Raw genomic sequence first — 14622 nt, forward strand, 5'->3', positions numbered from 1 at the left:
GTCCGGCCTATCTCCGGATGCCCAGCTTTTCGATCAGCCCTTTGTAGCGCGAAAAGTCGCGCGAATGCAGGTAATCAAGGAGCCGGCGACGCTTGCCGACCAGTCGCAACAGTCCACGGCGCGTGTGATGGTCCTTCTTGTGCGCCGCGAGATGCTCGGTCAACTGGTCGATCCGGGCCGAGAGTAGCGCGACCTGAACTTCAGGCGAGCCACTGTCATTGGTGGTTCGAGCGTTGGCTTGGATGACTTCCCGTTTACGGGCCGATGGAAGAGGCATTCGGAGTTCTTACTTTCCCTTTTTCCTTTATCTGTAGCCGACCAAATTAACAGAGCGGGTCAGCGGAGTAAAGGCGGGCTCATTTCGAGTGAGTTCAGGCCTCGGTGGCTTCCGGATTGAAAATTCGCTCGACTATCGCCGTTACCCGGGAGGTCGCCCGCGCAACTGCAGTCAGCTCCCCGCTCTGCGATATCACCTTGAACAGCGGTCCGCCGGGTGGAACCTGGGAGTCGAGCGCGCGCGAGTCGCCGTTGCGCAGCCGTTTCTCGGCGGCGCCATCGACGACAAGCTCAGGGATGCCGACGAGCGCGTCGCGAAGAGAAATCAGGCGGGGCGGCAGCGCCCCGGAATCGAGGGCTGCGAGGATGTCGGCAAGCGCCATCGCGTCGGCAATCGAAAAAGCGCCGTTGCGCGTCCGGCGGAGTTCCTCGAGATGCGCGACTGTCCCGAGCGCCACACCGATATCGCGCGCCAGCGCGCGCGCATAAGTGCCCGGCGAGCATGTCGCGACGAATCGAATCGCGTCGGGCGCCTCGCATTTGAGATCGAGACGCTTGATCTCGACACTGCGTTTTTCGGGCGGCGCAACGTCGTCGCCGCGGCGCGCGAGCCGGTAGAGCGGCACGCCGGCGCGTTTGATCGCGGAGAACACGGGAGGAACCTGCTCGATCGCGCCGGTGAACTGCGCGGTGACCTGCGCAATTTTTTCAGCGGAGATGGCGGGCACGTCGGCGCGGCGAACGACGGCGCCATCGCGATCGAGCGTGTCGGTCTCGACGCCCAGCCGGATCAGGCCCGCGTACTCCTTGTCGCCGCCGTCGATGAACGGCGCGAGCTTGGTCGCCTCGCCGATCATGATCGGCAGCAGTCCGGTCGCGAAAGGATCGAGCGTGCCGAGATGTCCCACGCGGGCCGGCTTGACGCGCGATTTGACGCGGCGCACCACCTCCGCCGACGAGATTCCGGCGGGTTTATCTACCAGCACAATTGCGTTCATGGGGAGATCCCTGACCTTATCCGCTCGCCAGGCGCTGAACAAATCGTCGCGCGAGCTCTTTGTCCTCCCTCGATTGAGAGCGAAAGGGAACTGGAGAGAAAAGTGACAATCGTGCTCAGTCTTTGGGCGCGGATTGCTTGAGCAGCGCGTCGATGCGGGCGGCGCGCTCGAGTGCGGGGTCGAATTCGAAATCCAGCTCGGGCGTGTATCTAAGCCCCAGCGATTTGCCTATCTCGCGGCGGATGAAGCCGCTGGCGCTCCTGAAGCCGGCGATCGCGGCGGGCGCGCGCACGGAACCCTCCAGATGCGAGAAATAGACGCGGCCGTGGCGCAAGTCGTCGTCCATCCTGACGCCGGTCAGCGTGATGCCGCGCAGGCGCGGATCGCGCAGATCGCGGACCAGCAGCCCGGACAGCTCTCTCAAGATCGCCTCGGCGACGCGCTCCGGTCTCCGACCTTCAGCCAATGTTCTTCCCCGGTGTCACGAGAGCCGCGCGCCTGACGCGGCGTCGTTGTCAGTAGTTTTCTCGGTCTCAGTAGTTGATGATTTCGAGCTGCTCTTCGCCGAGCGGGACCAACCCCATCGAATCGATAAAGTTCACAACCTCGCGCAGCGCCCGGTCCACGAACGCGCGATCGCTGCCGAGCTGCGCGATGCCCAACTCGGCGCGCTGCCACATGTCGTGGTTGTCGGACTCGGCGATCGAGACGTTGAACTTGTTGCGGACGCGATCCTTGATCGCGCGCAGCACCTGTCGCTTGCCCTTGAGCGAATGATTCTCCGGCAAAAACAGGGTCAGCCGCATGATGCCGATGACCATGATGATACGCCCCCTTCCCCAACGCGCCGCCCGCAGCGGCCGCGCACGCTAAGGCTGAAGCTGTTTTTCGACGGCCGCCTGACCGCGCACGGTCTCGGGCTTGGGCGCGGCGAGCTTGCGCAGAATCGCTTCCATCTCGAAAGCTTCGATGATGTCGTCGGGCTTCACGTCGTTGAAATTTTCGAGCGCGATACCGCATTCGTAGCCCTGCGCGACTTCGCGCACGTCGTCCTTGAAGCGCTTGAGCGTGGCGAGCTTGCCTTCCCATACCGGGCGGCCGTCGCGGACCAGCCGCGCACGCGCGCTGCGCACAATCTTGCCGTCGAGGACCATGCATCCCGCGACGGTGGCGCCGGGCACGTTGAAAATCTTGCGGACTTCGGCGCGGCCGAGCGCTTTTTCGCGGTAGGTCGGCGCGAGCAGGCCTTCCATCGCCTCGCGCATGTCGTTGATCGCTTCGTAGATGACAGTGTAGAGGCGAATCTCGACGCCTTCTTTCTCCGCGAGGCTGGCAGCCTTCGGCTCGGGACGGATATTGAAGCCGATGATGATGGCTTTGGAAGCCGACGCGAGCGTAACGTCGGTCTCCGAAATCGCGCCCGCCGAGCTGTGGATCACCTCGAGCTTGACTTCCTCGGTGGAAAGCCGCGAGAGCGCGTCGCCAAGCGCCTCGACCGAACCCTGCACGTCGCCCTTGAGAATGACTTTGAGTTCCTTGACCTCGCCCGCCGCCAGACGCTGGCTCAAGTCTTCGAGCGAGATGCGGCTGGTCTTGGCGAGTTCGCCTTCGCGCTGCTTGGAGCGGCGATACTCGGCGACCTGGCGCGCCTTCGATTCCTCGACCACCACAGTGAACACAGTGCCGGGCTCGGGAACGCTGGAGAGGCCGAAAATCTCGACCGGAGTGGACGGACCTGCCTCGGTAAGACGCTGGCCGAGATAATCCTGCATCGCGCGCACGCGGCCGTACGAGACGCCGCTGACGAATGGATCGCCCTGATGCAGCGTGCCTTCCTGGATGAGCACGGTGGCGACCGGGCCGCGGCCGCGGTCGAGCTGCGACTCGATGATCGTGCCACGCGCGGCGCGCGCCGGATTGGCCTTCAGCTCCATCACGTCGGCCTGCAGCAGGATCATCTCGAGCAGCTTGTCGATTCCCTCACCGGTGCGTGCCGAGACCGGCACGATGATGGTGTCGCCGCCGTAGTCTTCGGGCACCAGCCCGACCTGGGTCAGGCGCTGCTTGACGTTGTCGATATTGGCGTCGGGCAGATCGATTTTGTTGATCGCGACGACTATGGGAACGTTGGCGGCGCGAGCGTGATTGATGGCCTCCTGCGTCTGCGGCATCACGCCCTCGTTGGCGGCGACCACCAGCACGACGATGTCGGTGACTTTGGCGCCGCGCGCGCGCATCGCAGTGAACGCCTCATGGCCGGGAGTATCGACGAACGCGATCTTCCGTCCATTGGCCTCGACCGTGTAGGCGCCGATGTGCTGCGTGATTCCGCCGAACTCGCGCGCCGTCACGTTGGTGTGGCGAATCGCGTCGAGCAGCGAGGTCTTGCCGTGATCGACGTGGCCCATCACCGTGACGACCGGCGGGCGCGTGACGCTTTCGCCCACCACGGCTTCCTCGGGCGCCTCTTCGATGGCGGATTCCGCGTCGAAGGAAACGTTCTCGACGCTGTAGCCGAACTCGCCGGCCAGCAACGTGGCGGTGTCCACGTCGAGCACCTGGTTCAGCGTCGCCATCTGGCCGAGTTCCATCAACTTCTTGATCAGGTCACCGGCCTTGACACCCATCGAGCGGCCAAGATCGCCGACCGTTACACCCTCGGTGATTCGAACCACGCGTTTGGAGGCCTTGGGCGTGGTGATCTCGGTTTTTCGCTGTTCCTTGCCGGGCAGCGCGCGGCGCTTTTTGGGCACCCGCAGCCCGCGCATCTCGCGCTCGGCGGCGAGATCGGTGCTGCCCTTCTTGACGACTTTCTTTTTCTTTATTCCGCGTCCGCCACCGGGCTTGGCCACTTGATCGGGCGGAAGTTGCGGCATCGCTTCCGCCGATTGCGGCTGCTGTTGTTGCGGAGCGAAGCGTCCTGTCAGTCCCGGCCGCGCACTCGGCGCGCCCGCTGCCGTACGCGAACCGGGCGACGCGGGACGTGCCGGAGGCGCCTTGAGCCTGAGATCGATCTTGCCAAGGACCCTGGGTCCCTTCTGTCCGTCGTCGAGCGTCGGGCCGGTCTGAGAGCCGCGAGTCAGATTGATCGAGCCACGCTCCGCCGATTCCGCCGGGCGCACACGATCGGTGCGATAACCGAAGCGCGACGAGGGCGCCCGCGGCGGCGCTTCGGGCGCGGCCGCGGCCTCGGCAATGACGGTCGGGTGCTTCGGATGCTCAGGTACGGGAGCAATCTGAGGCTCGGGCTCAGGCTCCATTTTTTCAATATGAACGGCAGCCTCGGGCGGATGAGCCTCGTAGTCGGCCTCGCCAATCTCCTCGATTTCAGGCTCCGGCCTGATGGCGACCGTCTCGGGCGCGCGATGCGGCTCGGCGAATGGAGCCTCCGCATAATGCTCCGAGTCAAACATAACCGGCGTCTCTGCCTCTGCGCCGTGTGAATCGCCGAGAAACGGCGACACGAACGAGTCGCCGCGGGTCTCTTCGACTTCGAAATGGAAAGGCGCCTCTGCTGCACCGGTGGCTTGGCCGGGCTCGGCATGACGCCGGCGCATCACGGTGGCATTGAGGCGCTTTTCGAGAATTTTTCCGCTGCTCGTTTCGAGCACGGTTTCGCGGCGCAGGATCGACGCGCGATGCGCCTGCTCGTCAAGATCGCCCTTGAGCCGGTCCGCCTCTTCGAGCGAGAGAAGACTGGACTCGGACTGCGTATGCCCAAGCTTCAGGCGGGCGCATCCGGCGAGCAAATCCTCGACCGGAAATCCCCATTCAGTTGCAAGAGTTTTGATCCGCTTTCGCGCCATCTTACTTATACTATTCGACCTTTGAGTTTCTATCCAGTCGGAGTTTAATTGCCGCCGCTATCTGGAGCCGCTCGGGACGTTCTATTTTCCGCCGGAGCGCGCGAAATTCCTTAACTTTTGAACTGATGAACCGCTCGGCGCATTCAAGCGTCGGATGCAAATAGCCGCCGCGCCCGGCGCGTCGCGCCTCGAAGTCCACTTCGACATGCCCATTGACGACCGCAATCCGCACCATCGCCGCCTTCACATCCTGCGCGAGGCATCCAACACACGTACGCCGGGCCCCGTGAAAAAGTGAAAAATTACTTTTCTCCTGCATCTTCAGTGGCGGCCGGCGCAGATTCCACCGCGATCGTTTCGGAGGCCGCCTCGGCGCCTTCCGCTTCCGTGGCTGCCAACGCAGCTTCCGCCGCAGCAATCTCTGCCGCCTCGGCGGCTGCCGCCGCCTTTGCTTCGGCCGCGATCTTCTTGTTCGCGACGTGCTCGCGCGCCGCGTTGATTATCTGGATGGCGCGCTCGGCGCTGATTCCCTCGACGTCGAACGCCGTCTCGTCCGCCTCCGCCAGTTGCTCGGACGAGCGAAATCCCCACTGGTAGAGCAGTTCCGCGTTGATATCGCCGATGCCCGGGATTGCGTTGAGCGACGCGCGCGCCGAGCGAGCCTCTTCTTCGGCCTCCGCCTCGCTGCGCACGTCGAGCTTCCATCCGGTGAGGCGATGCGCCAGGCGCACGTTCTGCCCGCGCTTGCCAATCGCCAGCGACAGTTGATCGTCGGGCACGATCACCTCCATCGCGTGCTCGTCCTCGTCGATGATCACCTTGGAGACCTTGGCCGGCGCCAGCGCGCGGCACACCAGCTCGGCCTGGTCGTCAGTCCATGGCACGATGTCGATTTTTTCGCCGCGCAGCTCCTGCACCACCGATTGCACGCGGGTGCCCTTCATCCCGACGCACGCGCCGACCGGATCGACGTTCGAATCCTTGGAATAGACCGCCACCTTGGCGCGTCCGCCGGGCTCGCGCGCGCTCTGGCGAATTTCGACGATGCCCTCGTAAATTTCCGGCACCTCCTGCTCGAACAGCTTCATCAGGAAGTCGTTCGAGGTGCGCGAGAGCACGATCGAAAGTCCCTTCTCCGACAGATCGACGTCTAAAATCAGCGCGCGGATGCGATCGCCCTGGCGATAGCGCTCGTGGGGGATCTGCTCCTTCTCGGGCAGGATCGCCTCGGTGCGGCCGAGATTGACGATCATGTTCTTGCGCTCGAAGCGCTGCACGATTCCCGAAACGACTTCCTGCTTGCGATCCTTGAACTCGTTGAAAATCTGTTTGCGCTCGGCGTCGCGAATATGCTGGATGAGATTTTGCTTGGCCGCCTGCGCCGCTATGCGGCCCATCGTGGCGGTGTCGAGCTTGATCAAAATTTCGTCGCCGACTTCCGCCTCGGGATCGTACTTCGCGCGCGCCTCCGCCACGTCGGTTTCGGCGGCGGCGTTGGCCACTTTTTCGACCACCGTCTTGATCTCGAACAGCTCGATTTCGCCGAGTTCGGGGTTGAACCGCGACTCGATATTGCGGTCCGGCCCGAACGTGCGCCGCGCCGCCGAATGCATCATCTCCTCGACCGCGTTGATCACGATCGTTTTGTCGATGCCTTTTTCCTTGGAGACCTGCTCGATTACCCGGTTCAGATCGACCTGCATACCGCCTCCCCGGGGCGCGGACAGAGTGGTGGCGCGCCAGTTATTTTTGTTGCTCCGCCTGAACGGGAGCCCGTGCGTCTATTTGTCAATTGCGTCTATTTGTCAAAATCGTATTCGTAATTCGCTCCCGACATCTCGTCGAAACCAATCGCGTGGCGCTTGCGGCTCGTCTCATCGTCAAGCTCGATTCCACTTTGACCGACCGACACCAGCCTGCCCACGAACGACTTCTGCCCATCGCGCGCACGATGCGTTCGTACCTTCACCCGTTCACCCTTGACCGCCTCGAAATGCTCCAGCTTGCGCAGCGGCCGGTTGATTCCCGGCGACGCGACCTCCAGCGTGTAGCGGCCCTCGACCGGGTCGTACACGTCGAGCAAATCGCCCAGCGTCGGGCTCAACTTCTCCAGATCGCTGAGCGCAATTCCGCCACCCGGCTTGTCGACCAGCAGCCGCAGCAGCGAATTTCGCGTGCCCTTGCGAAAATCCACCGACACCAGTTCATAACCCTGGCGTTCGATGTGCGGCTCGAGCAGCTCGACCACCTTTTCCGCGGTCGGATGAAGCCTCAGGGCCGCCATCTGCTCTCACCTCTCGCTCGCTGCGGCCGTCGGAGTCGGCTTTATGTGACGAAACCGAAAACCTTTTTTGCTGCACCAACAAAAAAGTGGGCACGCGCCCACTTCACGTCGGCAGGATACCACTACAGCCAACCTGTCAGCAAGGCACGGCCCAGCCGCCGCACCCTTTGCCGCTGCGGCAAGCATTTTTCGTAACATTCCGCTAACATCCCCCTCTCGATGCACGAGCTGATCGACCTCAACTCACCCGCCCTGGGATTCCTGCTCGCGCTGGCGATCGGATTCCTGGTCGGCCGTACGCGAGAACCCGGACCCGGCGGTCCGGCGCGTCCGGGGATGCGCGATTTCCTGATAATCGCGCTGCTCGGTGCGGTCGCGGGCCACGTCGGCAACGCGGCGATCACGATCGCATTGTTCGCCGGCATGATCGGCACTCTGCTCGTGATGCGCGCGCAGCATCCGGAGCGCAGCGGAATCACCACCGAGCTCGCCGCCGTCGCGACCTTCGCCCTGGCTGACCTGTGCCTTACGTCGGACCGTCAGTTCGGCGCCGGGCTCGGAATCGTGCTCGCGCTGATTCTGGCGGAGCGCGATCAGCTTCGCCACTTTGTGCGCGACGCGATCTCCGACCGCGAATACATCGACACGCTGAGTTTTCTCGGCCTGATTTTCATCATCTATCCACTGCTGCCGGCCGGCAGCTACGGACCATTCGGATTTTTCGAGCCGCGCAAAATCTGGCTATTCATAATCCTCGTATCCGGCGTCTCATATGTCGGCTATTTCCTGACCAAGTTTACCGGGAACGAGCGCGGCGAATTACTCACTGCGATAGTTGGCGCTATCGCCTCGACGACCGCCTATACCGCCGGGATCTCGCGCGCAGTCGCCACCGCGCCGAAGTCTGCCGTGTCGGCGGCCCGCTACTCGCTGATAGCCAATTCGATACTATTCCCGCGGATGCTGCTACTCGTTGCAGTGGTCAGCCCGGCGCTCGCGATCGCGGCAATCCCTGCTTTCGCTGCGATGATGCTCGCGGGTTTCGCCGCCGCCGCGATACTGGCCCCTGCGCCATTGAAAAAAGGTAACACGCTCGCGGATTCCACTTTCCGCAACCCGTTTTCGATCCGCCCCGCGCTCGAGTTCGGCGTGGGATTCACCGTCGTGCTGCTGATTACCCGCGTCGCCAAACATTACGCGGGATACGGCGGCCAGATGCTGGTTTCGGCGATCAGCGGAGTGGTGGACGTCGATGCGATCTCGCTGACGCTGGCGTCTTTCGTTCAGGCAGGCACCAGCGCGCCGCGCGACGCTGTGATCGGGCTCACGCTGGCGGCCGGTGTCAACGCGATCTTCAAGTCCGCCGTGGCCGAGACCAGCCATCAGCCGGCCTTCTATCTGCGCCTGATGGCGGGGTTCGTGATCATGTTCGCAGTCGGCGCGGCAGCAATAGTCATTATCAATCCCGCCAGCGTCACCGAACTAGTAAGTCATCTGCAAGTGAACTGACTATTCCGACCCGCCCCGATTGCTCCGCTGCCCCACATGGGAAGAGGTTAGCCCCGCATCGATCACCACTTCATTCCATCATCCCGGCTCCTTCCGTCATCCCGACCGAAGCGGAGGGACCCCTGACCGTGGCGACGGCAGCGCAGTATTAAGACGTTGGCAGGGGCTGCGCCCGCCAACGGCGGGCGGCCTTAACATTGGGTGCAGGGGTCACCCCTGCGGTGCAGGGCTCAGCCCTGCTCACCCCTGCCCTGCTTATTTCTTCTTGGCGGCCTTGCCGGTTCCCGACAGCCCCACGCTCTGCGGCTCGCCGATCACGTTGTCAACAATCTTCAGGCTTCCAGTCTGCCGCGTCGTGTCCGCCGGCGTGAAGGTCACCGATACCTTGCAACTCTTGCCGGGCTCGAGCGTTTCTTTGCATTCCGACTTGACCGCGAACACCGGCGGCGACGCGCTCTCGCTCTCGATGGTCACCGCCAGACCTGTTTTCTTCTTACCCGCGTTCTCGATCGTGACCGTCTTGGCCTTGCTGGTAGTTCCGACTTTCACCTTATCTCCGAATGCGATCGAACTGGGACTGATAGTCAGCTTCTCCGAGATCGGTGTCGCAGGCGGCTGGATGGCGATAAACTGTGGATCAAACAGTTCTGTCACTGGACCGCTGATGGTGGCGGTGGGGGCCACGCTGTACGTCGCCGGCGGGCCGGCGATCCATCCGGAGCCTCCCAGCGCCGGATAGGCAAACACGCTAGGTGGGATCCCGTTGTAGGGGTTGCCTTCATCCGCCACATAGATGTTGCCGATGGAATCCAGCGCGATGCCATCTGGGCCATACAGGCCGGTGTCAGGTCCACTGATGGTGGCGATAGGGGCGATGTTGACCGGCCTGGTGCTGCTTCCCAGCGGCGGATAGACCAACACGCTGGCGGCGTACAAGTCCGCCACATAGATGTTGCCGCTGGAATCGAACGCGATGCCGTATGGTGCCCTCAAGCCGGTGTTGGGCCCGGTGAGGATGGCGGTGGGGGCGACATTGCCGGTGCTCCCCGCCGAATAGACTAACACGGTGCCGCTGTAAAACTCCGCCACATAGATGTTGCCGCTGGAATCCAACGCGATCCTGATCCCGAAGCTCAGGCCGGTCTTGCTCCCGGTGATGGTGGCGATGGGGGCCTTATTGATTGGCCCAATCCTTCTTCCTAGCTTCGGATATACAATCACTTTGGCGGCGGTCGCGGGGAACGCTTCGGGGTCGCCATTGTCGGCCACATAGATTTTGCCGCTGGAATCCACCGCGACGCCGGCTGGTTGGATCAGGCCGGTGCTGCTCCCGCTAATGGCGGCGATGGGGGCGACATTGGCGTTGCTCCCGGCCGGATAGACAAACACGCTGGGGGCGACGCCGGCTTCGCCGTAAACGCCGAAACAGGCAGGGCAGTCCCCAACATAGATTTTGCCGCTGGAATCCAGCGCGATGCCTCGTGGGGCGGTCAGGCCGGTGGTCATGGTCGTGCTGATGGCGGCGATCGGGGTCTCGTTGAGCGTCCCGGTGCTGCTTCCCACCGCCGAATAGACAAACACGCTATTGATGTCCGTCACATAGATGTTGCCGCTGGAATCCAGCGCGATGCTTTCTAGGTCTTTGTTGCTCCCGCTGATGGTGGCGGTGGGGGCCTCGTTGCCGTCGCTCCCCGCCGAATAGACAAACACCATCCCGGCGCCTTTATCGGGCACATAGATGTTGCGGCTGGAATCCAGCGCGATGCCGGATGGGGAGATCAGGCCGGTGTTGCTCCCGCCGATGATGGCGGTGGGGGCGGCGTCGCCTTTGGTCCCCTTGGCATAAATGGTGATGGTGTTGTTGCAGATGTTGGCGGCGTAAATCTTCCCACTCGCATCAATGGCCACGAATTCCGGCTCGGCGAGGCCGGTGGGTGCCGGGGCCAGCGGGGACACATCGCCATTGCTCCTGGCGGCATAAGCCGTCACGGCGCCGGTGCAATAGTCCGTAACTAAGAACGTCGGGATGGGGTCCGCGCTATAGGCGCGGCCTGAAAAACGATGAAAGCCGACCATCGCCAACGCGGCCGCACAAAAGATCGCGACCACGCCGAGACGTGTTTTTCCCCATGACGGACCCATCGGTTTACCTCCCCGAATGACGCGCGCGACAACGGAGCGCGGCCTTAACACTGGGTGCAGGGGTCACCCCTGCTCATCATCGCGCAGCTTGGCCAGCACCGACAGATCCTCGAGCGTCGTCGTATCGCCAAGCGTCTCATCGCCCGACGCGATTTGCCGCAGCAGGCGCCGCATGATCTTGCCGCTGCGCGTTTTCGGCAGCGCCTCGGTGAAGCGCACGTCGTCGGGCCGCGCCAGCGCGCCGATTTCCTTGACGACGTGCGCGCGCAATTCGTCGCGCAACCTGCCATCGCCCTTGCGCCCGCCCTCCAGCGTGACGAATGCGACCACGGCCTGTCCCTTCATCTCGTCGGGGCGCCCCACGCACGCGGCCTCCGCGACCGCCGCATGCGAGACCAGCGCGCTTTCGATCTCCATCGTGCCCAGCCGATGGCCCGACACGTTAATCACGTCGTCCACGCGGCCCATGATCCATAAGTAGCCGTCCTGATCGCGCCGGGCTCCGTCGCCGGTGAAATAGGCGCCGTCGATCTGGACAAAGTAATTGTTCTTGTAGCGCTCGGGGTCGCGGTAGATCGTTCGCAGCATCCCGGGCCACGGCTTGCGCACGATCAGCAGGCCGCCCTGGTTGGCGCCGACGCTCTTGCCCTCGCGCGTGACGACGTCGGCGGCGATTCCGGGCAACGCAAGCGTTGCGGAGCCGGGCTTGGTGGCGATCGCACCGGGCATCGGGCTTATCATGATGCCGCCGGTCTCGGTCTGCCACCACGTATCCACGATTGGGCATCGCTCGCCGCCGATAACTTTGCGGTACCACATCCAGGCTTCGGGATTGATCGGCTCTCCGACCGAACCGAGCAATCTCAGACTCGACAGGTCATGCTTTTTCACCCACGCGTCGCCCCATTTTATGAAAGTCCGTATCGCAGTGGGCGCGGTGTAGAAGATGCTGACGTGGTACTTCGCGATTATCTGCCAGAAGCGATCGTTCTCGGGAAAGTTCGGCGCGCCTTCATACATCAGGACCGTCGCGCCCGCCGCCAGCGGCCCGTACACGGTGTAACTGTGGCCTGTTACCCATCCGATATCCGCGGTGCACCAGTAGATGTCGTCCTCCTTCAAGTCGAACACCCACTTCATCGTCATCAGGACATGCGTCAGGTAGCCGCCGGTCGTATGCACGACGCCCTTGGGTTTGCCGGTCGTGCCGCTGGTGTAAAGCGTGTAGAGCGGATGCTCGGCGTCGAGCGCGGCGGCCTCGCATCGGGGGCTTTGCGCGGGAACCAGCTCGTCCCACCACAGGTCGCGCCCTTTGCGCATCTCGACTTTGTTGCCGACCCGCTTGAGCACGAGGACTTTCCGTATCGACGGGCACTTTTTCAGCGCCTCATCGACATTGTTCTTGAGCTCGACGATTTGCCCGCGTCGCCATCCGCCGTCGGCGGTGATACAGACCTTCGCTTCCGCGTCGTTGATCCGATCGGCCAGCGCTTCGGACGAGAAGCCGCCGAAGACCACCGAATGAATCGCACCGATTCGCGCGCACGCCAGCATCGCGATCGCCGCCTCCGGCACCAGCGGCATGTAGATCGCGACGCGGTCGCCGTCCTTGACGCCGAGACTCTTCAACGCATTGGCGCACCTGCCCACTTCGTCGGCGAGCATCTGGTAGGTCAGCACGCGCGAGTCGCCCGGCTCGCCCTCCCAGATCAGCGCGGCTTTGTTGCGGCGCGGGCCGTCGAGATGGCGATCGAGGCAATTGTAGGCGGCGTTGATCGTGCCGCCGACAAACCACTTCGCATGCGGGAAATTCCACTCGAGCGTTTTGCCGAACGGCTTGAACCAATAAAGCCCGCGCGCGCATTCGGCCCAGAATGCCTCCGGATCGGCGTCGGCGCGCTTGCAGATCGCATTGTACTCGTCGAGGCTCTTGACCCACGCGCGCGCGCTGAAGTCGGCGGGGGGAGGAAACTTGCGCGATTCGGTCAGCGTCGAATCGATATGAGTCGCTTCGGTCGAAGGCATCGCACGAGCACCTGTCGATTAAGCTTGGATGTCACACGCGACCGCGAGCTTCGCGCGTTTTCAAGCTCAAGTACAGGGTCGCGGCGTCGCCATTCTCGCGCCGGTTCGAATTGATCCCGCGCAGCCGCTCGAGCAGCTCGTTTTCGACGCTCGCCGAGTGCTCAGCCGCGAGTTCGACCGCACGCGCCGCCCATCTGAGTACGACGCGCCCCTCCAGGCCTGCGAAATCATCGAAGAACCACGCGCAACTGGTGAGCGCCGCCTGCCCCGCGCGGACCATCTCGAACATCCGCAGCAGCGTTTCGCGATTACCTTCGTCGGCAACCCCGAAGCGCTTGAAGAACTCTTCGTGGACGGCGGGATTCGGATCGATCAGCAAACGGATTGCGCCGCGCAGGATCGCGCCGGGCTCTTTCGCAATCGCCGGGGCGAAGCGGTCGTAAGTCGTCTCGGCATGGTTTTTCACGAAATCCATCGCGGCGCGAAGCGGCCCGCGCCATTCCTGCGAAGTGTTCGGATCCTGGCGGCATCCGCAGTTCGAGCGCCATCGTTCGACGCCATGCGGACAGCTCCATGAACTGGCGGATGCAATCTCGAATGATCCTGCCGCGGGATGCGTCGCCAGGTAGTCCGCGCAATTGGTAAGAATCACGTCGTCGCGGCTTTCGAGCGCCATCAGGGCGCGCGCCAACTCGGCGGCGCCGTGTTTATTATGATGCCCAAATGTTTCGCCGTCGGTCGCCAACATCAGCGCGGCGCCGGGTTCCAGCTTGAGCGCGGTGTCGGCAATCCAGTCCGCCAGCCGGGCGCCGTCGGCCAATCCGTTGCCGAACGAGACAGTTGTGGACAAATCACGGTCGAAGCGGAACACTGCCAGGCTCAAATCGCCCCGGCGCCATTGGAACGGCCCGGCATTACGCGACTCGGCGCCGAGGCCGCTGAACTTTCCCTGATCCGACGCGAGAATGACGAACCCGATTCCGACCGCCGCGATCGACGCAAGCGTGTCGTCATCGGCGGCGCACTCGGGGATCCACATCCCGGCGGGCTTGCGGCCGAATCGGAAGACAAAATCGTCGATACCCCATGCGATCTGCAGTTCGCGATCGCGCGGCGGCAACAGGGGCAAAATCGAATGACTGTACGACTGCGCGATCGCGTTGCCATAGCCGCCGTGCGCATTGGCATACAACGCGTCGCCGCGGATCATCGCGCGATACGCGGCCTTGCCGTGCGCCTGCAGCCATCCTGCCAGCGTGGGCCCGACATCGAAGCTCAGCGACTCGTAATTGTTGCGAACGTGAACGACCGCCCCTTGCATCGTGTGGGCATGAGCGTTGGCCGTGTAGCATTCGCTCAGAACTCGCTCGTTCCAGTTCTGAAACGGCGCCGCGCCATGCTCAGGACTAATCAAACCCGTCCACGGACTCTCGCGCGGAGGCTGATAAAAATGGCCGTGGATTATGACGTACCGCGCTTCACTCATCGAAGACTATGTTGCGCCTCCAAGCCGCGCTGCAAAAGCCCACGCGCCCAACCAGAGTAAAACTTATCCGCCTTCTTTGCCGGATTCTGCACGGCT

At 63.1% G+C, this 14622-nt stretch carries 11 protein-coding genes and 1 pseudogene; 1 reads left to right on the forward strand and 11 read right to left on the reverse strand.

Translation table 11 applies throughout. The features are described from left to right. Window positions 1-7: 7 nt before the first annotated feature. The 8 genes and pseudogenes from rpsO to rimP form a co-directional block, all read right to left on the reverse strand. The gene (gene rpsO / locus ABR989_RS03045) at window positions 8-277 is read right to left on the reverse strand and encodes a 30S ribosomal protein S15 (RefSeq protein ID WP_324094762.1); all 270 of its coding nucleotides are present in this window, start codon (window positions 275-277) and stop codon (window positions 8-10) included. Window positions 278-371: 94 nt separating this feature from the next. Continuing rightward, window positions 372-1274 (reverse strand): tRNA pseudouridine(55) synthase TruB, encoded by a 903-nt coding sequence (gene truB / locus ABR989_RS03050; RefSeq protein ID WP_428125651.1) that lies wholly within the window; start codon window positions 1272-1274, stop codon window positions 372-374. A gap of 115 nt (window positions 1275-1389) precedes the next feature. Then, window positions 1390-1740: a 30S ribosome-binding factor RbfA gene (gene rbfA, locus ABR989_RS03055; RefSeq protein WP_428125652.1), complete on the reverse strand. Its 351-nt coding sequence runs from the start codon at window positions 1738-1740 to the stop codon at window positions 1390-1392. 67 nt (window positions 1741-1807) lie between these two features. Beyond that, a complete protein-coding gene (locus ABR989_RS03060; protein ID WP_428125653.1) occupies window positions 1808-2095 on the reverse strand; it encodes a DUF503 domain-containing protein in 288 nt (95 codons plus the stop codon). A 111-nt stretch (window positions 2096-2206) separates the two neighbouring features. After that, window positions 2207-5080 (reverse strand): annotated as a pseudogene (gene infB / locus ABR989_RS03065) (translation initiation factor IF-2); the annotation flags it as partial. A 10-nt stretch (window positions 5081-5090) separates the two neighbouring features. Next, window positions 5091-5399, reverse strand: coding sequence for a YlxR family protein (locus ABR989_RS03070; RefSeq protein ID WP_428125654.1), 309 nt, complete (start codon window positions 5397-5399; stop codon window positions 5091-5093). Beyond that, window positions 5383-6783, reverse strand: coding sequence for a transcription termination factor NusA (gene nusA / locus ABR989_RS03075; protein WP_428125655.1), 1401 nt, complete (start codon window positions 6781-6783; stop codon window positions 5383-5385). Before nusA ends, ABR989_RS03070 begins: the two co-directional genes overlap by 17 nt. A gap of 95 nt (window positions 6784-6878) precedes the next feature. Then, a complete protein-coding gene (rimP, locus tag ABR989_RS03080) occupies window positions 6879-7364 on the reverse strand; it encodes a ribosome maturation factor RimP (RefSeq protein WP_428125656.1) in 486 nt (161 codons plus the stop codon). 219 nt (window positions 7365-7583) lie between these two features. Between rimP and ABR989_RS03085 the strand changes: the two genes are divergently transcribed. Then, window positions 7584-8873 (forward strand): MgtC/SapB family protein, encoded by a 1290-nt coding sequence (locus tag ABR989_RS03085; protein WP_428125657.1) that lies wholly within the window; start codon window positions 7584-7586, stop codon window positions 8871-8873. Between the two features lie 255 nt (window positions 8874-9128). Here the strand turns inward: ABR989_RS03085 and ABR989_RS03090 are convergent, their stop codons facing one another. The 3 genes from ABR989_RS03090 to ABR989_RS03100 form a co-directional block, all read right to left on the reverse strand. Beyond that, window positions 9129-11015 (reverse strand): choice-of-anchor D domain-containing protein, encoded by a 1887-nt coding sequence (locus tag ABR989_RS03090; RefSeq protein ID WP_428125658.1) that lies wholly within the window; start codon window positions 11013-11015, stop codon window positions 9129-9131. A 63-nt stretch (window positions 11016-11078) separates the two neighbouring features. Beyond that, complete coding sequence (acs, locus tag ABR989_RS03095; RefSeq protein ID WP_428125659.1) at window positions 11079-13040, reverse strand: acetate--CoA ligase; 1962 nt, start codon at window positions 13038-13040, stop codon at window positions 11079-11081. 31 nt (window positions 13041-13071) lie between these two features. Next, window positions 13072-14526 (reverse strand): DUF3536 domain-containing protein, encoded by a 1455-nt coding sequence (locus ABR989_RS03100; protein WP_428125660.1) that lies wholly within the window; start codon window positions 14524-14526, stop codon window positions 13072-13074. Between the last annotated feature and the right edge of the window lie 96 nt (window positions 14527-14622).

This window comes from Binatus soli (SeqCode), from assembly GCF_050015535.1.
GTDB lineage: Bacteria > Desulfobacterota > Binatia > Binatales > Binataceae > Binatus > Binatus soli.